This window comes from Exiguobacterium sp. 9-2 (assembly GCF_036287235.1).
GTDB lineage: Bacteria > Bacillota > Bacilli > Exiguobacteriales > Exiguobacteriaceae > Exiguobacterium_A.
On record NZ_CP142850.1, the window covers coordinates 2,559,991 to 2,583,963 of the forward strand.

General features: G+C 46.3%; 24 protein-coding genes. 11 read left to right on the forward strand and 13 right to left on the reverse strand.

Annotation, left to right across the window (positions count from 1 at the left end; translation table 11 throughout):
• Window positions 1-44: 44 nt before the first annotated feature.
• On the reverse strand, window positions 45-1,589 hold the full coding sequence (gene pruA / locus VJ374_RS13415; protein ID WP_029342578.1) for an L-glutamate gamma-semialdehyde dehydrogenase: 1,545 nt from the start codon (window positions 1,587-1,589) through the stop codon (window positions 45-47).
• A 130-nt stretch (window positions 1,590-1,719) separates the two neighbouring features.
• Window positions 1,720-2,007 (reverse strand): HesB/YadR/YfhF family protein, encoded by a 288-nt coding sequence (locus tag VJ374_RS13420; protein WP_035410238.1) that lies wholly within the window; start codon window positions 2,005-2,007, stop codon window positions 1,720-1,722.
• A gap of 121 nt (window positions 2,008-2,128) precedes the next feature.
• On the opposite strand from VJ374_RS13420, the gene VJ374_RS13425 reads away from it, so the two are divergent.
• From VJ374_RS13425 to VJ374_RS13440, 4 genes are all read left to right on the forward strand, one after another.
• A complete protein-coding gene (locus VJ374_RS13425; protein ID WP_056063160.1) occupies window positions 2,129-2,968 on the forward strand; it encodes a hypothetical protein in 840 nt (279 codons plus the stop codon).
• A 13-nt stretch (window positions 2,969-2,981) separates the two neighbouring features.
• A complete protein-coding gene (gene bcp, locus VJ374_RS13430) occupies window positions 2,982-3,431 on the forward strand; it encodes a thioredoxin-dependent thiol peroxidase (RefSeq protein WP_329469129.1) in 450 nt (149 codons plus the stop codon).
• A 330-nt stretch (window positions 3,432-3,761) separates the two neighbouring features.
• Window positions 3,762-5,411, forward strand: coding sequence for a peptide ABC transporter substrate-binding protein (locus tag VJ374_RS13435; RefSeq protein ID WP_056063166.1), 1,650 nt, complete (start codon window positions 3,762-3,764; stop codon window positions 5,409-5,411).
• A gap of 269 nt (window positions 5,412-5,680) precedes the next feature.
• The gene (locus VJ374_RS13440; RefSeq protein WP_035410251.1) at window positions 5,681-6,331 is read left to right on the forward strand and encodes a homing endonuclease associated repeat-containing protein; all 651 of its coding nucleotides are present in this window, start codon (window positions 5,681-5,683) and stop codon (window positions 6,329-6,331) included.
• Window positions 6,332-6,428: 97 nt separating this feature from the next.
• Here the strand turns inward: VJ374_RS13440 and VJ374_RS13445 are convergent, their stop codons facing one another.
• Complete coding sequence (locus tag VJ374_RS13445; RefSeq protein WP_035410254.1) at window positions 6,429-8,126, reverse strand: GGDEF domain-containing protein; 1,698 nt, start codon at window positions 8,124-8,126, stop codon at window positions 6,429-6,431.
• 134 nt (window positions 8,127-8,260) lie between these two features.
• On the opposite strand from VJ374_RS13445, the gene VJ374_RS13450 reads away from it, so the two are divergent.
• Window positions 8,261-8,869: a YktB family protein gene (locus tag VJ374_RS13450; RefSeq protein ID WP_035410258.1), complete on the forward strand. Its 609-nt coding sequence runs from the start codon at window positions 8,261-8,263 to the stop codon at window positions 8,867-8,869.
• 31 nt (window positions 8,870-8,900) lie between these two features.
• On the opposite strand, the gene VJ374_RS13455 is transcribed toward VJ374_RS13450, so the two are convergent.
• The 6 genes from VJ374_RS13455 to VJ374_RS13480 all read right to left on the reverse strand — a co-directional run bounded on the left by VJ374_RS13455 (window position 8,901) and on the right by VJ374_RS13480 (window position 13,909).
• Window positions 8,901-9,413: a hypothetical protein gene (locus tag VJ374_RS13455; protein ID WP_035410262.1), complete on the reverse strand. Its 513-nt coding sequence runs from the start codon at window positions 9,411-9,413 to the stop codon at window positions 8,901-8,903.
• Window positions 9,414-9,575: 162 nt separating this feature from the next.
• A complete protein-coding gene (locus VJ374_RS13460) occupies window positions 9,576-10,646 on the reverse strand; it encodes an ABC transporter substrate-binding protein (RefSeq protein WP_056063175.1) in 1,071 nt (356 codons plus the stop codon).
• A gap of 3 nt (window positions 10,647-10,649) precedes the next feature.
• Window positions 10,650-11,450, reverse strand: coding sequence for an ABC transporter permease (locus tag VJ374_RS13465; RefSeq protein ID WP_035410268.1), 801 nt, complete (start codon window positions 11,448-11,450; stop codon window positions 10,650-10,652).
• On the reverse strand, window positions 11,450-12,256 hold the full coding sequence (locus VJ374_RS13470) for an ABC transporter permease (RefSeq protein WP_081780411.1): 807 nt from the start codon (window positions 12,254-12,256) through the stop codon (window positions 11,450-11,452). Before VJ374_RS13470 ends, VJ374_RS13465 begins: the two co-directional genes overlap by 1 nt.
• On the reverse strand, window positions 12,256-13,350 hold the full coding sequence (locus VJ374_RS13475) for an ABC transporter ATP-binding protein (protein ID WP_035410273.1): 1,095 nt from the start codon (window positions 13,348-13,350) through the stop codon (window positions 12,256-12,258). Before VJ374_RS13475 ends, VJ374_RS13470 begins: the two co-directional genes overlap by 1 nt.
• Window positions 13,351-13,363: 13 nt before the next feature.
• A complete protein-coding gene (locus tag VJ374_RS13480; RefSeq protein WP_081780412.1) occupies window positions 13,364-13,909 on the reverse strand; it encodes a helix-turn-helix domain-containing protein in 546 nt (181 codons plus the stop codon).
• 187 nt (window positions 13,910-14,096) lie between these two features.
• Between VJ374_RS13480 and VJ374_RS13485 the strand changes: the two genes are divergently transcribed.
• Genes VJ374_RS13485 through VJ374_RS13495 form a run of 3 tightly spaced genes read left to right on the forward strand, consistent with a single transcriptional unit; the run spans window position 14,097 to window position 16,129 of the window.
• Window positions 14,097-14,942 (forward strand): DegV family protein, encoded by an 846-nt coding sequence (locus VJ374_RS13485; RefSeq protein WP_329469135.1) that lies wholly within the window; start codon window positions 14,097-14,099, stop codon window positions 14,940-14,942.
• 59 nt (window positions 14,943-15,001) lie between these two features.
• Window positions 15,002-15,730: a tryptophan-rich sensory protein gene (locus VJ374_RS13490; RefSeq protein WP_329469137.1), complete on the forward strand. Its 729-nt coding sequence runs from the start codon at window positions 15,002-15,004 to the stop codon at window positions 15,728-15,730.
• Window positions 15,731-15,781: 51 nt separating this feature from the next.
• Window positions 15,782-16,129 (forward strand): iron-sulfur cluster biosynthesis family protein, encoded by a 348-nt coding sequence (locus VJ374_RS13495; protein WP_035410282.1) that lies wholly within the window; start codon window positions 15,782-15,784, stop codon window positions 16,127-16,129.
• 233 nt (window positions 16,130-16,362) lie between these two features.
• On the opposite strand, the gene VJ374_RS13500 is transcribed toward VJ374_RS13495, so the two are convergent.
• The 3 genes from VJ374_RS13500 to VJ374_RS13510 form a co-directional block, all read right to left on the reverse strand.
• On the reverse strand, window positions 16,363-18,405 hold the full coding sequence (locus tag VJ374_RS13500; protein WP_329469140.1) for a bifunctional diguanylate cyclase/phosphodiesterase: 2,043 nt from the start codon (window positions 18,403-18,405) through the stop codon (window positions 16,363-16,365).
• Window positions 18,406-18,584: 179 nt separating this feature from the next.
• A complete protein-coding gene (locus VJ374_RS13505; protein WP_329469142.1) occupies window positions 18,585-19,322 on the reverse strand; it encodes an anti-sigma factor in 738 nt (245 codons plus the stop codon).
• Window positions 19,303-19,866 carry an RNA polymerase sigma factor gene (locus VJ374_RS13510; protein WP_029342596.1) on the reverse strand — a complete coding sequence of 188 codons (564 nt, stop codon included), beginning with the start codon at window positions 19,864-19,866 and terminating at the stop codon, window positions 19,303-19,305. The genes VJ374_RS13505 and VJ374_RS13510 overlap by 20 nt, the downstream gene beginning before the upstream one ends.
• A 226-nt stretch (window positions 19,867-20,092) precedes the next feature.
• Between VJ374_RS13510 and VJ374_RS13515 the strand changes: the two genes are divergently transcribed.
• From VJ374_RS13515 to VJ374_RS13525, 3 genes are all read left to right on the forward strand, one after another.
• Window positions 20,093-20,356 carry a metal-sensitive transcriptional regulator gene (locus VJ374_RS13515; RefSeq protein ID WP_035410294.1) on the forward strand — a complete coding sequence of 88 codons (264 nt, stop codon included), beginning with the start codon at window positions 20,093-20,095 and terminating at the stop codon, window positions 20,354-20,356.
• Window positions 20,357-20,536: 180 nt separating this feature from the next.
• Window positions 20,537-21,343 carry an SMP-30/gluconolactonase/LRE family protein gene (locus VJ374_RS13520; RefSeq protein ID WP_329469146.1) on the forward strand — a complete coding sequence of 269 codons (807 nt, stop codon included), beginning with the start codon at window positions 20,537-20,539 and terminating at the stop codon, window positions 21,341-21,343.
• A gap of 126 nt (window positions 21,344-21,469) precedes the next feature.
• A complete protein-coding gene (locus VJ374_RS13525) occupies window positions 21,470-22,198 on the forward strand; it encodes an MBL fold metallo-hydrolase (RefSeq protein ID WP_329469150.1) in 729 nt (242 codons plus the stop codon).
• Window positions 22,199-22,260: 62 nt separating this feature from the next.
• Here the strand turns inward: VJ374_RS13525 and VJ374_RS13530 are convergent, their stop codons facing one another.
• Window positions 22,261-23,871 (reverse strand): alpha-glucosidase, encoded by a 1,611-nt coding sequence (locus tag VJ374_RS13530; RefSeq protein WP_329469152.1) that lies wholly within the window; start codon window positions 23,869-23,871, stop codon window positions 22,261-22,263.
• Between the last annotated feature and the right edge of the window lie 102 nt (window positions 23,872-23,973).

Sequence of the window (23,973 nt, forward strand, 5' to 3'; positions counted from 1 at the left end):
CGGGTGTGCAGGTCGCACACCCGTTTCATCTATTAAACACCATTTCAGAACATTTCTGAAGTAGTTTTTGCTTGAAGATGTAAAGTCAAGTAATCCGGTCCGCCCGCTTTCGAATCCGTACCTGACATGTTGAACCCACCAAATGGTTGGTAGCCAACGATTGCGCCTGTGCAACCCCGGTTGAAGTAGAGGTTACCGACGTGGAAGTTCGCACGTGCGTACTCTTGATTCGTCCGGTCTTGCGTGATGACAGCACCTGTCAATCCGTATTCCGTGTTGTTTGCGATATCGATTGCTTCTTTGAAATCTTTCGCTTTCGTGAAGGCGACGACTGGTCCAAAGATTTCTTCTTGCATCAAACGATCCGTTGGTTGAACGTCCGCGACGACTGTCGGTGAGACGAAGAATCCTGTTGAATCGTCAGCCGTACCACCTGCGACGATGCGTCCTTCTTCTTTTGCGACGTCGAAGTACGACGTGATTTTCTTGAAGGCTGCTGCATCGATGACTGGTCCGACATTGTTTGAGACATCCGTCGGGTTACCGATGCTGAGTTTGTTTGTGTTCGCGACGACTTTTTCGAGCAACTCGTCATAGACAGAGTCGAGTGCGACGACACGTGAACAAGCTGAACATTTTTGACCTGAGAATCCGAATGCCGCTTTCGTGATCATGTCCGCTGCGTAATCGAGGTCAGCCGACTCATCGATGACCATCGTATCTTTTCCGCCCATTTCCGCGATGACACGTTTGAGCCAGATTTGACCTTCGTTCAGTTTTGATGCCCGCTCATTGATGCGAAGACCGACATCACGTGATCCCGTGAAGCTGATGAAACGTGTTTTTGGGTGATCGACGAGGTAGTCGCCGACTTCTGCTCCTGAACCGGGTACGAAGTTCAAGACGCCTGCCGGAAGACCAGCTTGCTCCATCACTTCAACGAATTTCGCTGCGACGACCGGTGTCGTCGATGCTGGTTTCAAGAGGATCGGGTTCCCTGCCACGATTGCTGCGACGGCTGTTCCAGCCATGATCGCGAGTGGGAAGTTCCATGGTGAGATGATGACACCGACACCGAGTGGAATGTAATCGTAACGGTTGTATTCGCCTGGACGACTCTCGACTTTCTTACCGTCTTTTAAGACGAGCATCTGGCGTGCGTAGTATTCGAGGAAGTCGATTGCTTCTGCTGTATCCGCATCCGCTTCATTCCAAGGCTTCCCTGCTTCTTTGACGAGGTAGGCAGAGAACTCATGCTTCCGCTTACGGATGATGTTCGCTGCTTTGAATAGGACGTCCGCACGTACAGACGGATTGACGAATTTCCATGTTTCGAAGGCTGTGACTGCTGCTTGCATCGCTTCTTCTGCATGTTCCTGTGTCGCTTTTGAGACACGTCCGACGATCTCTTCTTTGTTGGCCGGATTGACGGAGACGATTTTATCTTCCGTCGTCACATGTTTTCCACCGATGACGAGCGGATAATCTTTGCCGAGTTCTTGCGTGACGAGTGCAAGTGCCTCTTCGAACGCTTTCTTGTTTGCTTCTTGTGAGAAGTCCGTGAATGGTTCGTGTTTGTACGGAATCATCTCTATTCCCCCTTTAATCTCTACTTTAAATCGCTTACATTCTCCATTGTACAGAAGCATGAGTCCGCTTACAATTATTCTAGTCAAAAAAATAAAGGAGCGACCGATTCGGTCTCTCCTCGTTCCTCTATCATTCCTTCGCTTGTGAAAAAACAATCTCTTCGTTTTCGATCGAGACTTTGACGTCTTGTCCTTGGAATAACCAGTCATCTTGGTCAGATACGACGAAATGAATACCGTCGACGACTTCCTCGACCGCTGCCCGTTCGACTTCTTCCATATGAACGCCGACGGAGAAACCTTGCGTTAAATCCGTTGATCCACCATATTTTGCGAAAAAGCGAATCGTATCGCCCGATTGTGCTTCCATCTCATTTTTAAAGTATTGCAATGCCTCGTCTGTAATATGAATTTTCATATCTATCACTCCCCTTTCGTTTAGTGTACCGATATCCTACTCAAAAAAGCGAATTTCCTGTATGGTAGAGACAAGATTAGCTATGAAATCATCAAGGAACACCCATCTAGGAGGAATTCGAATGAAACGATCGCTCGTAGTGCTGCTTGCGACCAGTCTCGTACTCGTCGGTTGCGGAAACGATTCCCCGTCTTCTACAAATACCAAATCCCCGAAGACGACGGAAACGAAACAACAGAAGGCTGAACAAGCCGTTCTCGATATCTATCAAACCTATGAAAAAACGCTCGGTCAATCGGGACGAGCAGATGCGAAAGACCTCGCATCGATTGAATATACAGGTGATGCAAAACAACTTGAACCCCTCGCCGTTGGTGCGAAGAACTTGAACGTCATTCCTGGTAAAATCGTCAAGTCGTTCCAAAAGGGCGACGTCGCTTATATCATCCATGAATTCAAGGATGCGAAGGGAGCAATTCTCCCGAACCGCGGATCGAAGCTGTTATTGAAGAAAGACGATGAGTGGAAGATCGTCCTGACACCGACGACGTTCGACCCGGCCGTCTTCTCGACGCTTGGTGATCTGTTCACTGGGTTTAACGCCGATGAGTATGGTGTCAATGCGAAAGCAGCAGACGAAATCGGGAAAACGGATGAAAAAGAACAGGATGCCGTCTTCTCTCGCGTCAATGCGCAAACGGATTATATGGCGCTTGAGATGAACAGTAACATTCTGATGATTTACGGTGAGGCGCTGAAGAATGAAGGAAACCCTGAGACGCTTGTTGATTACTATCAAGACTATGCGGATTGGTATGAGGAAGAACAGCCTCTCCTCATGAAGACAGCGAAAGCCGGTACGGATTATGAGAAGTACTTGATCGCACTCGATCCGTTAAAAGAAAGCCTTCAAAAGAAGCTTGAAAAATATGCGGATCAATTAAACATGGAATTAGGATAAGGAGGAGTTTTTCATGCAAGCACCAACATTCACCCTTCCAAATGCACAAGGAGAACCAATCTCCCTTGAGGATTATCGCGGAAAAAAAGTCGTACTTTATTTCTATCCAAAGGATTCAACGCCGGGTTGTACGACCGAGGCATGTGATTTCCGAGATGCGACGCAAGCTTTTGAAGAGAACAACACCGTCATTCTCGGCGTCTCCGCCGATAGCCAGAAGCGTCATCAGAACTTTATCGCGAAATACGAATTACCGTTTCAATTGTTATCAGATGTCGATCACGAAGTCTGTGAACAATATGGCGTCTGGCAATTAAAGAAGAACTACGGTAAGGAATATTATGGAATCGTACGCTCGACTTTCTTAATCGATGAATCCGGTGAAATCGTCAAGGAATGGCGTAGTGTGAAAGTAAAAGATCACGTCGCAGAAGCACTTCAATACGTACAAGAACAGAAATAATTCGAAGAACCAGTTGAATCATTCAACTGGTTCTTTTTGTATGTGCAGATTATTAATATTCCTAATTTTATCCTTACATAAAAATAATTTCATGTAAGAAAACGTTGGTATCACACACAAATTTAATGATTTTGAAATAATCTGAAAATATTCTATTGATTTTTCTGAATATTGTATTTATTATTGATAACAAGTTGATCCGGTGCTTTCCATAGCTTAAGAATAAAAGGCGATGACCCCTCTTATTTTTAGTCGGACACCGGATCGCTATCCTATCGGTTCTTTTCGTTTCACCATATATATCTATTTCTTTTGGGAGGGATTTACTTTATGAAGAAGAAAAAGGCACTCGCACTCGTCGGAGCACTGACAATCGCTGGATCAAGTCTTGCGGCATGTTCGACGACAGATGAAGGTAAAAAAGAAGGCGGCTCGACGTCAGGCGACAAAACTTCAGACAAACAAGTCTTGAACTTAACGAGCGGTTCAGACATTCCGGCTCTTAGCCCGACAGTCGCAACGGACTCTGTATCCTTCACGGTATTGAACAACGTTCAAGAAGGTCTGTTCCGTCTTGACGACAAACAAGAAGCAACACCAGGTGTTGCTGAGAGTGTAGATGTTTCGGAAGATGGACTTACATACACGTTCAAACTTCGTGATTCAAAATGGTCGGATGGCAGCGATGTCACAGCAAAAGACTTCGAATATGCGTGGAAACGCGTCCTCGATCCGAAGAGCGGTTCGCAATATGCGTATATCATGTATATCATCGACGGTGCGGAAGCGTACAACACGGGTAAAGGGAAAGCAGATGACGTTGCAGTTAAAGCGGTCGACGACAAAACACTCGAAGTCAAGTTGACGCAACCGGCTGAATACTTCAAATCATTGACTGGTTTTGGTTCATTCATGCCGCTCAAGCAAGAATTCGTCGAAAAACAAGGGAAAAACTTTGCGACGAAGCCGGATACATTCCTCTACAACGGACCATTCACCCTCTCGGATTGGAAGACGGAAGTCGGCTGGAGCTTTAAGAAGAACGACCAGTACTGGGATAAAGACAACGTCAAGCTCGATGACATCAACTTCAAGATCGTTAAGGAAGTCTCAACGAGCGTCAACCTTTACGAAAAAGGTGATGTCGACCAAGTCGGTCTGACGAGTGAGTTCGTTGATCAGTACAAAGATAGCAAAGAGTTCGATACGCGTCTTGATGCGTCAATGTACTACATCCAAATGAACTTCAAGAATGAACTCTTGAAAAACAAGGATATCCGTAAAGCGATCGATTCGGGATACGATAAAGCGCAGATGGCGAAAGTCCTCTTGAACAACGGTTCGATCCCTGCGTACTACTATGTACCAAAAGACTTCGCAAAAGGTCCAGACGGTAAAGACTTCCGTGACGGCAACGAAGGCTTCGGTTCATACGACGCTTCTTCAGCCAAAGCATCGTTCGAAAAAGGTCTCAAAGAAGTCGGTAAGAAATCGGTGAAACTCGAGCTTCTTTCGTACGATGATGACAACTCGAAGAAAATCTCTGAGTACCTCAAAGGCGAGTGGGAGAAAAACCTTCCAGGTCTTGAAGTCACGATCAAACAACAACCGTTCAAGAACAAATTGGATCTTGAATCAAAAGGTGAGTTCGAACTGTCATTCGCAGGATGGGGACCTGACTATCAGGATCCGATGACGTTCCTCGATATGTGGGTAACAGGTGGACCATACAACCGTGGTAAGTACACAAGCGATAAGTATGATTCACTCATCAAATCGGCTCAAAAAGAAGTCGATGCAGCAAAACGTTGGCAGTCACTGAAAGATGCTGAGAAAACACTCCTTGAGGATGATCAAGCCATCTCAGTCATGTACCAACGTGGAGCATCCTTCCTACGTAAACCGTATGTCAAAGGAGTCGTCAACCACAAAGTTGGTGCGGATACTTCGTACAAATGGGCTTCCATTGAAGGAAAATAAGTTATATCCGAAGACCAGATTCGCTGACGAGCGTGTCTGGTCTTTTTTTCCATATGAGCCGTTTGTCCTATTTTTCTGAATAGAATTAAAATTTCGTGTCATTCTGTTTTCATTTCCATGACTTCCATTTATACTAAGCAAAGAATCCGATTCACTTTATTTACAATATTTTGCGGGAATTATTCATAATTAATGGAAATGTACCGATATATCTAATACAGAGGACTTTTGCCTCAATATTACATCGAACTAGGAAGGAGGACTCACTCATGAAGCAACGTGTACTTACGAGTCAACAGAGTTATACAGAAGAGCAACTTGAGATGATTGAAGCCATCCGCGCGGTCGGTGAACTCATCCAGGATCGTCCACGCCGCACTGTCTATCGCCGTTATGCTCTCGTGAATGACTGGCCTCAGCCAGAAAACATCATTCGTCAATTCGGTTCATGGCCAGAAGCCTTATCTGCTGCTGGATACGAGTGGAATGTCGATCAACAGCCGGAGGAACTCGAGCGTGCACCTAAATACACGAAAGACGAGATCTTAAAGTCATTCGAACGGTATGCACAAGACGTCGGCTCGACGATCACGCTCAAAAAGTATCAAATGTGGCGTAAATCCGTCCATCATGCCCCGAGTCACTATCATATCGTCAAGATGTTCGGTTCATGGCATGACGCCTGTACCGCAGCAGGACTTGAAGCAAGTGTCACCTATTCAAAAGCTGAACTTGCTGCTTCCCTGCGTCAAGCAATCGAAGAAGTTGGCTTCTCCCTCTCCTTTGAAGCATATCGAGAATGGGCAAAGCGAAACAACAAACCATCGACGAAAGCCCTACTTCATCGCTATGGGTCTTGGTCAGCCGCGATCCATGCGATCGAAAACGAGATTCGCCTTAGTAAACAACAAGCCCAATGAACTTATACCTTCTTCAATCCTTCTCGTTCATTTGAACTGGAAGGATTTTTTACATCAAAAAAGAAGGTGACGCATCCGCCACCTTCTATTCGCTTCTTTAAATGACCTTCTCTTTCCACTCCTGATACGATGCGACACGATCGCGTCCTTGGAACTTGGCACCGACGTACATCGCCCGGTCCGCATTTCGAATCAGACTCGCGAGATCCCCAAGTTCCTTTAACGTATCGATTCCGATACTTGCTGTGATCTGAAGGGTGTGACCTTCAACTAAAATAGGATGCGCATGTAACGTCTCACGAATCCGTTCTGCAACGATTTGTGCGGAATCAAGATCCGTATTTGGTAGCAAGATGACGAATTCCTCTCCCCCGTAACGCGCAACGAGATCCGTGATACGTGTTGCTTGCATCAATAACTTCGCGACTTCAAATAAAACGACATCTCCGACTTCATGACCATACGTATCATTGATTTGTTTAAAGTGATCCAAATCAATCATCAATGCAGAGAACGGATACAGATCGCGTTGTTTAATACGACGATCGCCCCACTCTTGTAGCGCACGATAGTTTGGCAATTTTGTCATCGCATCTGTTCGACTATCCGTCAATAACCGCTCTCGCTCGTGCGCTCGTTCAACGGCCCATGATAGAACACGTAAAGCGCGGTATAACTCGTATCCGAAATCCTTCGTGAACTCTCCACTCGCATGGGACGCAAGGAATAAGGAGCAGTTAATCGTCTCCGTCGCCTCCGGTTGGATGAAGAGGACAGATTGTGTTTCTTCTGGCAGACAATCGTACAGACGAATATCCCATTCCTGTTGCATGCCGTAAAGAAGGACTTCTTCTTTTTCGATGATATCTTCAATGATTCGTCCTTCGACATGATCTGCTTTTAACTTTCGTCCATCCTTCAACGAATAGTAGACAGTCTGCTTGCCTTCTTCAAAATCAAACTTAATCCAAGCGATATCCGGTTTGACGAATTGATTGAGCTGTCGCAGATATCGCTCGATGATGAACTGTGCATCGCCGTCCTTCCAAGCTGCTTCTTTCAATCGCTCGATCTGCTCCCAATGTTCGATACGATCAGACGCTTCGACCGAACTCCCGAGTGCTCGTTTGATGATGAACAATGCAAATGCTGCCATGACGAGTCCACTATTCCCATTCCCTTGGACAACGAGTGTACTGAAGATCCCATATAACAGTTCTGCCGTGATGACGACTGCTTCAAAACGTAAGAGCTGGAACATGACGTCACTCGGAATGTTTTCTCCGAGAAGAAATCGAGATAACTGGTATTGTAACAAGAGTACGATCCAAAGGATCGCGACCATCGCTAGTAACGGAACGATGTTTTCTGTCAACAGGAATGCGTCTCCGTGTGTTCCACCTAGGGCATTATAGGCAAGACCTGCTGGCACGATCAGAAACAACTCGAGCGCGACATTGAACGGATAGTTGTGCAACATCCGACGACGTCCAATCGGCGTATGGATCGTCCGCAACTGATAGATGAGCATCGTCAGTTGACCGACGAAAATCGCTGATAACAAACCGTATGATAAAAACGTAAAGAGAACAAATCCAAAATGAAAGGTAAAACTCATATGACGACGGCGGACAGGATCGATGACGAAAATCGTCGACAAGACGGCAATCAATAAGAACGTAAACAAATCGATGCTGAGATTATAATCCTTTGACTTCGCAAAAAGATCGATGCCAATGACGATTACGAAAAAAACGACCCAGCTTCGGAGGAGATATTGTTGAAAACGACGCACAAAACATTCCCCTTCCTCTTAAGTATGTAGTTGTATATTACTGGAAATCGACATGTCCATTATTCTACTTTTCAAGCAAAATGTCGAACTTCGATAGTATCCTTTGATACAATTAATGTGAGGTGATATTTTTCATGACAAACACATTCACGCAACATGCATTTGATACATTTCAGATTGATGGATTAGAACCCCGAATGAAGGCGATTCGTGAACGGATTCAGCCTGTCTTCCGCGACATCGGTCAAGAAGTCGCACCTGACTTGACGGTCGCAACAGCAGAAGATGTCCATGTCCACATCGCTCAACATGCTCGGCGGAAGGTCAATCCTCCGAAAGATACATGGATGGCATTCTCACCCGATAAACGTGGATATAAAAAACATCCGCACTTTCAAATCGGTCTATTTGATGATCACTTGTTTATTTGGCTCGCTTATATTTATGAGTTACCGAACAAACAACAATATGCATCAAAACTGTTACAGCATACGGAACTGCTGACGACTCTTCCGGATGATTTCGTTGTTTCTTATGACCATATGAAAAAAGACGCGGTTCCTGTTCACGCGACGGATCTTCAAAAAGGTTTACAACGTTTCCACGACGTCAAAAAAGCAGAGTTCCTTGTCGGTCGCCATATTCCGGCAGAACAAGTTCATCAACTGTCACGCGAAGAATTACTCGAAATGATTCGAAATACCTATTCGCATCTCGTACCACTCTATAAAACGATTAAATAAAAAGGATGGCCGAATCGGTCATCCTTTTTCGTTAGTTATATTTTACTAGAATTGACATGACTTGTGTACGGTCGGAATTTAAATTTAGATAAATGTTGACCTGTTTCGAGGAAACAGTCATGACGTTGAATGTTTTATCGAGTTTCGCTGTCGGATATGCTTTTTTAGCTTCTTTGACCGTCACCGTCCGTTTGATTTGCTTTGGATCATAGACGATGGCGCTAACTTTAGCTTTTGTGTCCTTCACGCCATACGTTGAACAGTAATGAAGGGAGCGATCTGCTGAAGCAAGACCATTTCCACTTTGACACCAATTGGAGTTCTTTTCACCTTTGTACGCTTTATGTACTTGTGCAAGTGTCGTTTTTTCAAGTACGACTTTTCCATCGAGTGAGCGCGCTTGTTTCGCTTGTGTTTGAATTTCTTGAAGCCATTTGACGTCTGATTGTTTTGATGCCTCGACCGGTTGCTGTTTATATGAAGTGCCTGACACGATGCTGACAGTGAGAGCGGCAGTTAAGATGATTCCTAGAACTTGTTTCATGATGATGTCCTCCCCGGTGCCTGTAAAAAGGCGTTGATAATAAACTGATTCCCCTATTTCAAAAAATTATTCAGTTTTTACAGTTTTTTTTTGGGAACTTATATTTATTTTTATGAAGAGAAATAAAAAAGAACCTAGTGCCCCCTAGCACTAGGTTTTTCCTCATTTCTTATGCATCTTAAACTCTAAGAACAACTCATTATAATGCGCGAGCATCTTCTTCCCGAGGTTCTCATAGACTTCAAGCGTATCCGTGACTTGTTTATCAGGATAGAATCGTTTATCCGTCCGAACCGATTTGTCGAGTAACTTTAAGCCTTCTTTGTTCGGTGTCGAATAACCGACGTAGTCCGCATTTTTCGCTGAAATATCTGGGCGTAACATGAAGTTGATGAACTGATGTGCTCCCTTGACGTTTTTAGCTGTCTTTGGAATGACGATATTATCGAACCAGACGTTCGAGCCTTCTTTTGGAATGACGTAGTCAAGTTTGTCGTTTTCACTCATGATCTCGTTCGCATCTCCAGACCAGACGACACCAAGTCCTGCTTCTTCGTTCGCAAGCAATAACTTGATTTCGTCCCCGACGATCGCTTTGACATTTGGCGTCAAACGCATCAGGTTCGCTTTTGCTTCCTGTAGCTTCGACTCATCCGTCTCATTCAAGGAATAACCGAGACTGTTCAAACTCATACCTATTACTTCACGCGCACCATCGGCAAGTAGAATCTGGTTCTTCAGCTTCGGATCCCATAGATCCTTCCAGCTCGTCGGTTTTTTTCCGATCAAGTCTTTGTTGTAGACGATACCGACCGTTCCCCAGAAATACGGAATCGAATATTTATTTTTCGGATCAAAAGATAGATCCAAGAAACGTGAATCGATATTTTTGAGATTCGGGATTTTTTGATGATCAATCGGCAGGACGAGCTTCTCATCGATCATCTTTGCGATCGCATAGTCGGATGGAACGGCGATATCGTACGTCGTTCCTCCCTGTTCGATTTTCGTCAACATCGCTTCGTTCGAGTCGAATGTCTGATAGACGACCTTGATGCCACTCTCTTTTTCAAACTGTTTGATCAGTGCCGGGTCGATATAATCGCCCCAGTTATAAATGTTCAGGACATTCTTACCTGAATACCCTTGTGTCTCGTTTAACTGATTCAAGGTGAAGAGGATGACACCCGAGATCAAGAAAATCGCGACGAATAATTGAATCAATTTTTTCAACGGTCATTTCACCTCCGGTCGCGAAAGCTTCGTAGCAGCTCGTTGGTTCAAGAAGTAGTAGCCGATGACGAGCAAGAATGTAAACAAGAAGATGACGGTCGATAACGCATTGATCTTCATTGAAATCCCTTGGCGGGCAAGTGAGTAGATTTCGACAGATAACGTCGTAAAGCCGTTTCCTGTCACGAAGAATGTCACCGCAAAATCGTCAAGTGAATACGTCAATGCCGTAAAGAATCCAGCAAAGATACCGGGTGTGATGTACGGCAGGACGACCTTCGTTAAGACATCCCAGCGACTCGCGCCTAAGTCACGCGCCGCATCGACGAGCGTTGGACTCATCTCCTGTAATTTCGGCAAGACGAGAATGACGACGATCGGTACCGAAAATGCGATATGAGAGAGTAAGACTGACGTAAAGCCAAGCTGGATTCCAAGCATCGTAAAGAAGATCAAAAACGATGCTCCGATGATGACATCGGGGCTGACGATCAAGATACTGTTGAGCGTCAACAACGACGTCTCGACACGTTTCTTGCGGACCGCCTGGATCCCGATCGCTCCGAATACTCCGAGAATCGTCGAGATTGCAGCTGACAACAACGCGATGACGAGTGTGTTCAAGACGATGATCAACAAGCGTGAATCTTGGAAGACTTCCTTGTACCAATCCCACGTGAACGAATCGAAGTTCGTCATGTTATCAGCGCTGTTGAACGAATAGAACGCGAGATAGAAAATCGGAGCATACAAAATGATGAAGACACCGATCAAATAAAGATTTGCTAGTTTCAGACGTTTCATCAAGTCGTCGCTCCTTTCTTCCGTTTCGTACTTGTCAAGGCAAGGATGATTGCCATCGCGATGATGAGGAAGACGGCAATCGTAGCGCCCATGCCCCAGTTCTGTGTCACGAGGAATTGCTGTTCAATCGCCGTACCGAGCGTAATGACGCGGTTCCCGGCAATCAAACGCGTGATCATGAACAGTGACAATGCCGGAATGAAGACAAGCTGACAGCCTGATTTCACACCGTCAAGTGTCAACGGAAAGACGACACGACGGAATGTCGTGAAATTTGAAGCTCCGAGATCACGTGCCGCGAAGACGAGCGATGGACTCAGTTTTTCTATCGCGTTAAAGATCGGTAGGATCATGAACGGAATGAAAATGTAAACCGAGACGAAGACAAAACTGAAATCGGTAAACAAGATTTGCTTCCGTCCGATTCCGATCGCTTCAAGCGTTTGATTTGCGAGACCATACGTACTGAATAATCCGATGAAGGCGTAGGTTTTCAACAATAAGTTGATCCACGTCGGCAAGATGACGAGCAACAGCCAAAGTTGTTTATGTTTCGTCTTCGTCAGCAAATAAGCCGTCGGATAACCGATCAAGAGTGAAAACAAGGTGATCAAAAAGGCATACCAGAACGAACTAAGCGTCATCGTTAGATACGTCGATGTGAAGAAGTTCCGGTAGTTCTCAAATGAGAAATTGCCATCAAGATCAAGGAACGAATAATAGACGACGAGCACAATTGGTGCGATGACGAATAAGGCGATCCAGAATAGATACGGGATGAGATACCAGTTACGTGATTTCTGCATCATAACACCCCGTCGTAGGATTCCAGACGCTTATCAAATTCTTCTTCCGTCTCGTTCAATCGCATGACGTGAATCGCTTCCGGATCAAACGTCAGACCGATTTGTTCACCAACCGTCGCTTTTTTCGTACTGTGGACGAGCCATTCGTTTCCGACTTCATCCATACAGGCGATCTCATAGTGCACCCCACGGAACAACTGTGAGTCGACCGTAACCTTTAGTTTTCCTTGTGTCACGTTCGTAATTTCAAGATCCTCGGGACGAATGACGATTTCGACCGGTTCGTTCAGCTCAAGACCGCGGTCAACACATTCGAATTCTTTTTCTGCGAACCAAACTCGATAATCTTCGATCATACGTCCAGGAATGATATTCGACTCGCCGATGAAGTCCGCGACGAAGCGGTTGATCGGTTCATCATAAATATCTGTCGGCGTTCCCGATTGTTGAATGACGCCGTGATTGAGAACGAAGATTTCATCTGACATCGCGAGTGCCTCTTCTTGGTCGTGTGTGACGAAGATGAACGTGATCCCAAGACGACGTTGTAAGTCGCGGAGCTCATATTGCATCTCTGTCCGCAATTTCAAGTCGAGTGCTGAGAGCGGCTCATCGAGCAAGATGACTTCCGGTTCATTGACGATTGCCCGGGCAATCGCGACACGCTGCCGTTGTCCACCCGACATCTCGGTGATTTCCCGTTTCTCATAACCGGACAAGTTGACGAACTTCAATGCATCGGTCACACGTTGTGCGATTTCCGCTTCCTTCACCTTCTTGATCCGAAGACCAAAAGCAATGTTTTCGAAGACGTTTAAGTGTGGGAACAGTGCGTAATCTTGGAAAACGGTATTAACTTGACGTTTGTTCGCCGGCACATCATTGATCCGTTTCCCGTCAAAGATAATGTCTCCCTCTGTCGCTTCCGAAAAACCGGCGATAAGTCGTAAGATCGTCGTTTTCCCGCAACCCGATGGTCCGAGTAACGTATAGAACTTTCCGCGTTCGATTTCAAAGCTGACTTGATCAAGAACGGTCTGATCGTCATAACGTTTCGTGACGTCCTTGAATTGAATGATCGTAGTATCTGCCAATCTAGTTCCTCCTTTATAGGTATGAGTCGGTTGCGGTCACGAGGACCTTTGTCTCTTGCATTGACTCATTGCGTAATTGATGAATTTCTGAAGCCTTATAGTAAAGTGTCTCCCCTTGCTTCGCTAAAAAAGACTGACGTCCGAGCGTCAACGTGACGTTCCCCGCGAGCACATAGACAAATGTCTCCGCCCCCGACGGTTCATACGTCTTGAAGGCTCCCCCTGGCGCAAGTGTCAGCAGGACCGGTTCCATCTCTTTTTCATTTGATTCCGGGATGAGCCATGTGACATGATACCCTTGTTCTTCGTCCGCATATGTTGTGACATCTTCTTCTCCATAGACGACTTTTTGATTAAGTGCGTCCTCATCAAAGAAATCCTTCGGTGAGATGCCAAGGACTTCAAGGAGATGAAACAGTGTCTCGATCGATGGGGAACTGATTTCCCGTTCGAGTTGCGAGATGTACCCTTTACTCAGGTCTGTTCTTTCCCCGAGTTCCTCTTGCGTCAATCCCTTTTGAAGACGGAGGTTCTTGATTTTTTGTCCGATTGAGTACAATCGACGTCCTCCTCTCATCGGCTTAGTTTAGTATAAGATGACTAAAAGTTTACTAATCACGTACCGATTATAGCGTATTTCATTATTTAATCAACTAAAACGTTTGATATTTTTTAATGTTCATTTGACAGCGAGAACGCTTACACCTACAATTATTATCAGGTACTAATTTGAGGAGGAACTTGTAATGCGGATTGCTTGGATCACTGATAGTACGACGATTTTACCGGATACGATTGCAAAGCGCGACGATCTCTCGGTTGTCCCTTTACTCGTCATGAAGGATGGCGAAAGTTTCATCGATGGGGCCGATGTAAATGCGGAAACCGTCTATAGCTGGATTGATGCAAAACATAAAGTGACGACGAGTCAACCTTCCATCGGTAGTTTTACCGAACACTACGAACGACTAAAAGAAGATTATGACATCGGTTTTGCTATCCACCTGTCGAGTGAACTGAGCGGAACGTATAACGCGTCCGTCCAAGGCGCAGAAATTGCCGGCTTCCGCTTGATCGCGATTGATTCTCGTTGTGGGATTTATCCGGCTGGTCAGCTCTTAGCAGAGGCAATCGAGCTCGTCGAAGCGGGACATTCGATTGAATCCGTCGAACAGATCATTCTGGAGCGTCGTTTCGACCACCATATCGAATTCACTGTCGCGAACCTCGATCAATTGCAAGCCGGTGGACGGATCTCCTCGACGAAGGCATTCGTCGGTAACTTGTTGCAACTGCGTCCGTTGTTCCACTTCGAAGAAGGAAAGATCGTTCCATACCAAACCGTTCGGACGTTCAAGAAAGCCCATTCGAAGATTTTTGATCACCTTGTTTTGATTCTCGAGCGCGGTCAAGTGACGGACATCTCGTTGTTCCACGCGACAGCGTATGAACTGGCGCTCGATTGGAAAAATCGACTCGAAGCACAGTTCGACGTCCGGGTCCGAATCGATGATTTAACGCCGGTTCTCGGTTCACATACCGGAAACCCTGCCATCGGCATGTCCTTTTTGAACCCGACGCGTCGACCATGATGACTAATGAAAATGATTTTTGGGTAAACCTTCTTTAGAGAATAAAGGAGGTTTTTTGTTTGAAAAATAAATGGATTTGGCTTAACTGGGTCGGCTTCATCTTTACGATTGCTGTGAACGCCCTCGATGGTGGAAAGACAGGACGGATTTCTGACTCCATCTTTACGTTATTCAAACCGGCTGGTTATGCGTTCTCGATTTGGGGATTGATCTATACGATTTTACTCATTTGGTTGATTCTCCAAACGATCCCAAAATTCAAGGAACATGAACTGGCGAAAAAAATCGGACCATGGTTCCTGATCAGCTGTTTATTCAATGCTGGCTGGATTGTCTCATTCACCTTCGAATTGTTCGTCGTCTCTGTCGTCGTCATCGTTGGTCTCTTGCTGTCATTGATCGTCATCTACTCGAAAATCGACCGCGAGACGAAAGGCTTACGCTTCAAGCTACCTTTCTCGCTTTATCTCGGCTGGGTATCGGTCGCAACGATCGCCGACATCTTCCTAACGATCAACGCAGAGGGCGTGACGTCGTGGCTTGGAATCGGAGATGCCGGTTGGACGATGATTATGCTGGTCGTCGGTGTCATCGTCGCCCTTCTCTTCATGTTCGCAAACCGCGATCCGATTTATCCGCTCGTCTTCGTCTGGGCGTACATCGCAATCAATTTCGAGTCGGATAACGGTCTCGTCGATACGGCGGTTCTCGGTAGCGTCGTCTTATTGTTAGCGGGGTATATCTTCCTTCTTGTACGGATGCGCCGTCGAGTCATCGTGAGCAAGTGACGTTCCTTTCTCATTCGAACGGCGTATACTAGAGAAAAGGAGTGAATGACCATGAACATCACATTTACACCATCTGCTCAGGAACGAATCAATCAATTACGCGGTGAAGTATCCGGTCAACTACACCTCTACTACGATACAGAAGGTTGCGGTTGCGGAAACTCTGGTATTTTCAGTATTCGTCTCGTCGATGAAGCGACACCGGAAGACATGACGATCGACTCGAATGTCGGACCCGTTCTTGTCAAACGATGGTCGAGTCATTTCCTCGATCAAGACATGACGCTCGATTACAACGCGGAGAAAAAAGCGTTAATCCTTAAAAGCGATGGACAATACTTCAATACGAACGTGCTCGTTACGGATCAAACAGGCTGTGTCCTGACAGTTCGTTCATAAGCACAGACGAAAAAGGCAACTTCCGCGATGGAAGTTGCCTTTGTTTGTGTTCGAACAGACAGGTGCTACGTTAAAAGCTTGGATGGTCTGAGTATGATTGAATGTACTAGATGTCTGTCTGCGTCGTGCACAAGCTGGTGAGAAAATCCAGCGCTTTGCGTCCCCCCAGACGTCGCATGCATCATCCTAGCATGCTTATCTAGTATACGAACGAAAGTCGTGTTTGGATTGCTTTATCCGACATTTAGAACGGTCTCTTCAATCGTCCGCTGATTCAGATCCTTCACATGCATCGGCTTACTGTAATAATAACCTTGTCCATAATCACAACCGAGACGTTTCAGGAAAAGATGCTGTTCGAGTGTCTCGACGCCTTCCGCGACGACTTCGATCCCGAGACTCTTCGCAAGCTGGATGATCATTTCCGTGATTGCCGTTCCGCGTTCGTCATGCGGGACTTCATCGATGAACGATTTATCGATCTTCAGGATATCAATCGGGAGATGCTTCAGGTGTGTCAATGATGATAGACCCGTTCCGAAATCATCAAGTGCGATCGTCAGACTGAGTTGTTTCAGTTCACCGAGCATCATCATTGCCCGGTCGAGGTTCTCCATGACGGATGTTTCCGTGATTTCAAGCTGTAGCTGTAGTTCGCTCCCATTCTTCAATGAATGGTGGACGATTTCCTTAATCATTAAGTTGTGTGACTCGGACCGGAAATGCATCGCCGATAAGTTCACCGAGACTTGGCGAATGAAATAATCTTCCTTCTTCCAAATCTCCATCTGGGCGACGGTCTCTTTGAGTACCCACTCAGTTAAACGGTGAATCAAACTGTATTTTTCTGCAAGCGGGATGAACTCCGCCGGTGAGATGAAACCAAACTTCGGATGATTCCAGCGGATCAAGACTTCCGCTTGATCAACTTTTCCCGTCGCAAGGGCGATCTTCGGTTGATAGACGAGGGCGAACTCCTTGAAATCCGTCATCGCCCGGCGTAAGGATCCGACAATCAATTGCTCTCTACGATCCGAGTGTAGTGAGTCATCATACACGATGAAGCGATCACGCCCCTCATTTTTGCCAGCCCGAAGCGCACTCTCCATCTGACCGATTCGCATCTCAAGTGATTCCTTCGCATTCGGGAGGATCACGCCCATCGTTGCTGTCAAATGAACCGGTTGATCTTCGAGATCAATCGGAAGACGTACATCGTCTAAAATTTGTTCGAAGACATCTGTCATGTCTTCTTGTGAGACACGTTTGATGAGGAAGAACTGCGTCCCGTTATAACGAATACACGCTTCATCTTCCTTCAACGTCTGTAACATCCGTTCTGCGAATTGGCGGATGACCGCATCTCCCTTATCGAATCCGAATGTGTCATTGACCCATTTGTATCCATCAAGATCAAGTAACGCCATCGCCATCTCCTGCTTAGCACGACCATACTGGGCATCGACTTTTGTCATGTGATGATCGAGCCATCGTCGGTTGTGTAATCCCGTCAGATGATCGGTATACGCCATCATCTGCAGTGCACGACGTTCGAGGTGAATGTAGAGACCTGCAATCAACACGAGAATCAAGAAGACCGGTATCGCGACTTCATTCAAGATGTTCGACGTGATTGGAGCATCACCGATAAGTCCGGCATCTGAGGCTGGAATACAGAACGATGTGCCGAGCATTCCGACATAATGCATCGAAGAGATGGCAAACCCCATCACGACTGCGATGGGAATCAAGATCCGTTTCTTATCGACATGTCTCAAGCGATGAAGCAGTAGCAAGGCGATATAGGCGACAGTGACTGCAATCAGGACGGATAAAAAAAATAAACTCTTCTCATACCGAACGGCTCCACCGAACTCCATCGCCATCATGCCAAGGTAATGCATCGTAGCGATTCCGCTCCCCATCAGGGATCCTGCTAAAATGACCTTCTTTCGCGTAATCGTCGACGAGTACAACAAATGAAAGGCAATGAAAGCAGCCAAAATAGCGGGAATGACGGATAAGAACATTAAAAACCAATCATAGCGAACCGTGACGGACAGAGCGAATGCTCCCATCCCGACGAAATGCATTCCCCAGATCGATAACCCCATCGTCAACGACGAGAGGAACAAGGCACGCTTCTTTAAGGAAGTCGCTTTCGCTAGACGACGATTTAACTCCAGTGAACCATATGAGCCGAGGATGGCAACGAGCACCGATAACACGACCAATGTCACTTCGTAGTGTTTCGTTAAGATGATCCATTCATTCATTGTATGAGGTCTCTCCTTATGAAATGTCATTCTCCTAACTATCGTCTGCTCTGACTCTTTTTTTCAGTGAAATTTAGAAATTCGTTTGATTTCTTATCATTCCATCACTTTTTTACCTAATCACTCGACATCTTACACAAAGACGGATCCGCTCGAGACGGATCCGTTAAACATCATTTTTAGAGTGCTACCGATGCGACGATTTCACCCGTCGGTTTTTCTAAATCCGGTTCGGGTTCAACCGTGATGGCGACGGCATCAACTTTTCCGTCTCCTTTAAGCGGGAAGACAGCTGCTGCCTCTCCATCTTTTTCGATGACACCGTTCGCAGTAGGTGTCTCTCCTTCGAGCGTCCACAATTGATAGAGCTGACCTTTTTGAAGCGGTGGTAAATCTTTCAGTTGAACGAGCATATACGATTTATCGTTTTGCGTGAAAATCATGCTTGATCCTTTAATGGACTCGGTACTTTCAAAGTTCCCCATCCCTTTGATCTCATCCATGGCTAATGTCTCTGGTGTATCTGTGCTCTCTTCCTGTGACAGGAAGTAGGCATTCGCACCAAGCGAGAGAATCAAGGCGGCGGCGATACTCATCAACCAACCGATTGGCACACTCTTCTTCTTCGTTTGTTGCTGACGTCCTTGTTTAATGTCTACCGGAGTAGTCATCGGTGCTTCCTTCGGAGACGCTGCCTCTGCTGAACCAAGGACTTCTCCAAGAATTCGTGCTTTCATACCTGCAGGAACGGGTCGCTCCGGAAGCGATTCAGCGATGGGAAGCATGAGTTCTTCCATTTCTAAAAGCGCTTCACGACATTCTTCGCACGTCGAAAGATGCGCTTCGAACGCGTCGCGATCAGCTGCGGATAATGTTCCATTAAAATAATCGATTAAGTCATGACAACGTTCTTCCATCTCGTTCCCTCCCATCCATTCGTTTTCGTAATGCTTGAATCGCGCTCCTGATTCGCGTCTTGACCGTTCCAAGAGGTAAATCGAGCTGCTCTGAAATCTGTTGTTGCGTCATCCCTTGGAAGTAAACGAGTTCAATCAGCTCTTGCTGTTCTGGCTTCAATTCACTGACCGCGCCGCGTACTTCAGCAGCCGTTTCACGCTGCATGACCGTCCGCTCGACCGGCTCGTCGTATCCACCATCCCGCTCTTCGACTTCGATCGTCGGTTGTCGTTTTTCACGACGGAGACAATCGAGTGCCGCGTTACGTGTAATCGTTAAAATCCACGATGAAAACTTTCCTTTTTGTGTATCAAAATCAACACGACCGTTCCAAATCTTCATCCATACTTCCTGTATGACTTCTTCGGACAACCGGTCATTATTCGTAAAGCGATGGGCGAATGAAAACAATAACCTCTCGTACTTATCGTATAATGTCTCGAGAGCTTGCTCGTCACCGCTACGCATCAGATGATAAAGCGATTCATCGGATTGAGTGTGCATCCTTCTCCTCCTTCTGACGTCAGCCCTATCATATAGTATACGCAAGCTGACACCAAATCGTTTTCGATTTCATCCATTTTCTAAGTAAAAAACTTCATCACATCCATATTCCCTCATTCTATTAAAAGTATAGCTTAAAATTCTGCTGAATTGACAGCGATACCGTAATGGGCATAGCATAAAGATACTACATGACGTCAGGTCAACGGGAATCGGAGGAATAAAGATGGATTATGATCGGAAGATGAAAAACCGTGTTAGTCGGATTGAAGGACAGCTACGAGGTATTTTACGGATGATGGAAGAAGGGCAAGATTGCCGCGATGTCATCACCCAGCTCTCCGCTGCCCGTTCTGCGATTGACCGGACGATCGGCGTCGTCGTTAGCTCGAATTTGATCGAGTGTGTCAAGGAAGCAGAACAAAACGGCGATGGACAAACAGAAGAACTCGTGAAGGAAGCGGTCAACCTACTGGTGAAAAGCCGCTGACGTCACGTTCGTACCGATAGTCTGCTTTGGAAGCAGGCTATTTTTTTTTAACGTTTCTTTTCCCAAAGTCGTTGCGAGTGTACACCTTGACTTAGGTTTGATTGCGTATCAAAACAGGTATACTAAATTGTTATTACTTGGACAGCATGTAGAGCCGTCCGCTTAGGAGGAAGAGTACTCATGACCGTTTCCCTATTCATTGATATCACCTGCAAGACAGGTGAATCCCCTGTTTACGACGCAAAAACAAAACGCTTTTATTTCGTCGATATTCCGAATCAACTGCTCTTTTCATATGATCTTGTTACAGAAGCACTTAAACCATATACGTTGCCAAGCGCTATTACATCGATTGCCTTGACGGACGCTCCGGACTTATTGCGTGTCACATCAGCACATGGCTTTGGCACGTTCGATCTTAAGGAAGGACATCTGTCTCTCGAACATCAATTGTCATTACCGGATTCTGATCGGATGAACGATGGTAAGCTCGATCCGACCGGACAATATGTCGCTGGTAGCATTAATGAAGAAGACGGTAAAACAGCTGGGCTGTTCCGTCTGCGTCATGACGGTTCCATCGATGTTTTACACGAAGACTTGACGAACTCCAATGGACTCGTCTGGTCAGAAGATGGCAAGACGCTCTATCATATCGATACACCAACGAAAAAAGTCTATGCCTTCGACTACGCTCCCGATGCCCCACTTTCGAATAAACGCGTCGCCGTTGATCTCGAAAAGGAAGAAGGATTCCCGGATGGTATGACGAAGGATGCTGAAGGTCATGCATGGATCGCACATTACGCCGGATCATGTATCACACGTTGGAATCTTACGACGGGCGAAAAACTGGATCATGTCGACTTCCCTGTCTCGAATCCGACATGTCCGATTTTTTACGAAGATCGCTTACTCGTTACGACAGCTGCCAACGGAGATGATGCACCACATGCCGGTGCTGTCTTCGCTGTGAAATTTGAATAATTAGCAAGGGAGGGATCATCTAGTAATAGATGGTGCCTCTTTTTACACATAATCCGTCTAGACGCCTATTCAAAAACAGACGATACTAAAGAAGAAGTCTATTTACTTTTTGAAGGAGTGAAGCCGATGCGTGTCACGATCATCGAACGTTTACACCAATTGCAGACGACCCCATCCTTTTTCCCGGTCAATTGCTACCTGTTTGAAGAAGCAGACAGTTTGACATTGATTGACGCCGGACTCGGAATCAACGCAAAGGCGCTTTATCACTATATTCGAAAGCAAGAAAAACCGCTCGGCGCGATTATCCTGACACACGCACATGCCGATCATGTCGGCTCGCTCGATTTCCTTGCGAATGCCTTTCCTCTCGCTCAAGTCTGCATCAGTTACCGTGATGCCGCATTGCTCAGTGGGGACGAGACGCTACGCGAAGGCGAAACGACTCCTTTAAAAGGCGGTATTCCTAAAAACATCAAAACACGTCCAGATCGATTGCTCGAAAGTGGTCAACAAGTCGGTAGCCTCAGCGTCATCGCCTCGCCAGGTCATACACCTGGTTCGATTTCTCTTTGGCATGAAGGTAGTCGGATGCTAATCGCCGGAGATGCCTTTCAGACACAAGGGGGACTCGCTGTCTCCGGTGACGTCCGTTGGCAATTTCCGTTCCCAGCACTTGCGACATGGGATCCGGACGTTGCTCTTCGCTCCGCCGACCAATTAACGGAACTGTCTCCGGATATTCTTGCCGTCGGACATGGTCCCCTCATCCTTGGACCAAGTTACGAGATGCGCCAAGCCGTCGATCGATTCACGCAAATCTTACAGACGAAAAAATCGTCACCTTTCAAATAACACACGAAAAAACATCCGCGACGCGTTCCTGACACGTCGCGGATGTTTTTTCGTCCAGTAGTTCAATTCTGTCCTGTAACAGTATATCGATATACACGTGCTTCATAAGGACGTAGTTCATCCGAGATATCTGGATAGTTCGACACAAGCAACTTATCTTGCGATAAAACGAAGGCAGTTTGCATCGGTTCGTCATGCACGTTGAGAACGATCCGCCACACTTCTCCTTCTAGTTCCCGCTCATAGATATAGAGATACGGATCATGAAGGGCTAAGTCGCGATACGTACCATAGACCATGATTGGATGATCCTTTCGCATCTGAATCAATGCTCGGTAGAAGGCAAGTACGGATGATGGATCGGCTTCTGCTTGTGCGACGTTGATGTCCGTGTAATTCGGATTGACCGCTAACCACGGTTTCCCACTCGTAAAGCCTGCCGCATGCGTGCCGTCCCACTGCATCGGCGTGCGGGAGTTATCGCGTGCGAGTAACTGCATTGACGAGAGTACGACCTCCGGATCCTCGCCGCCAGCGACGCGCTCTTCGTATCGATTGCGAAAGGCGACGTCTTGATAGAGCGACGGATCCGAGAAGCGAATCCCCGTCATCCCAATCTCTTCTCCTTGATACACGTATGGAATGCCAGGTAATGTATGCAACATCAAACCGAGTAGTTTCGCACTCTCGACTCGGTATCGTTCACTGCCGAAGCGGGTCACTTGTCGCGTATGATCGTGGTTGTTGAGAAACTGTGAATTGACGCCTAACGGATACAAGACGTCATACCATCGTTTCTGAATTTCCTTGAAACGTAAAAGATCCATCGTCTCCATGTCGTCCGCGATTTCGAAGTGAAACAGTGTCCGAAGTTCTTCACGTTCTTCACTGACATATAACAGACCGTCTTCTGGACCGACGAACGGAATCTCACCGACCGTGAACAAGTCTTTCCCGGCAAGGACGTTCGCATGCATTTCCTGAAGGAAGTCGTGCACACCTGGTTGATTTCCGAGATACGATAGATCAAACGGATTGACGACATCCTCAAGTGAACGTTTTTTGATCAAGTTGATGACGTCCATTCGGAAACCGTCAATCCCTTGAGCGATCCACCAGTTCATCATGTCGTAGATCGCTTGCCGGACAGCCGGTTGTTCCCAGTTCAAATCGGGTTGTTCTTTCGCAAAAGAATGGAAATAATATTGTTCGCGCTCTTCACTCCACGTCCAAGGGCTCGGCGCAAAGTACGACCGCCAATTGTTCGGGGGAGTCTCTTTCGTTCCATCTTTCCAGATGTACCAATCATCCTTGTCGTGGATTCGGTCCCGCGACTGACGGAACCAGTCATGCTGGTCACTCGTATGATTGACGACCAAATCAAGAATTATCTTTAAGCCGCGTGCGTGAGCCGCTGTGATCAACTCTTGTAGATCGCCCATCGTCCCCGCCTTGTCCATGATCGTGTAATAATCGGCAATATCATAGCCATTATCGATGTCTGGAGAACGGTAACATGGATTTAACCAGACGATATCGACACCAAGCGATGCGATGTAATCTAGCTTGTCGATGACACCTCGCAAATCACCGATGCCGTCCCCATTCGAATCCTTAAAACTGCGCCAATAGACTTGATAGACGACTGCTTCTTTCCAGCTAGCTCGCTTCATCTCCTCACTCCTCTCCCTACTCTCTATTCCCGCTCCACATATCTGTACCTGTTTATTGGACGATTTTTTTGAATTTCAAAAAAGTTCTTTTCTTTTGACTGA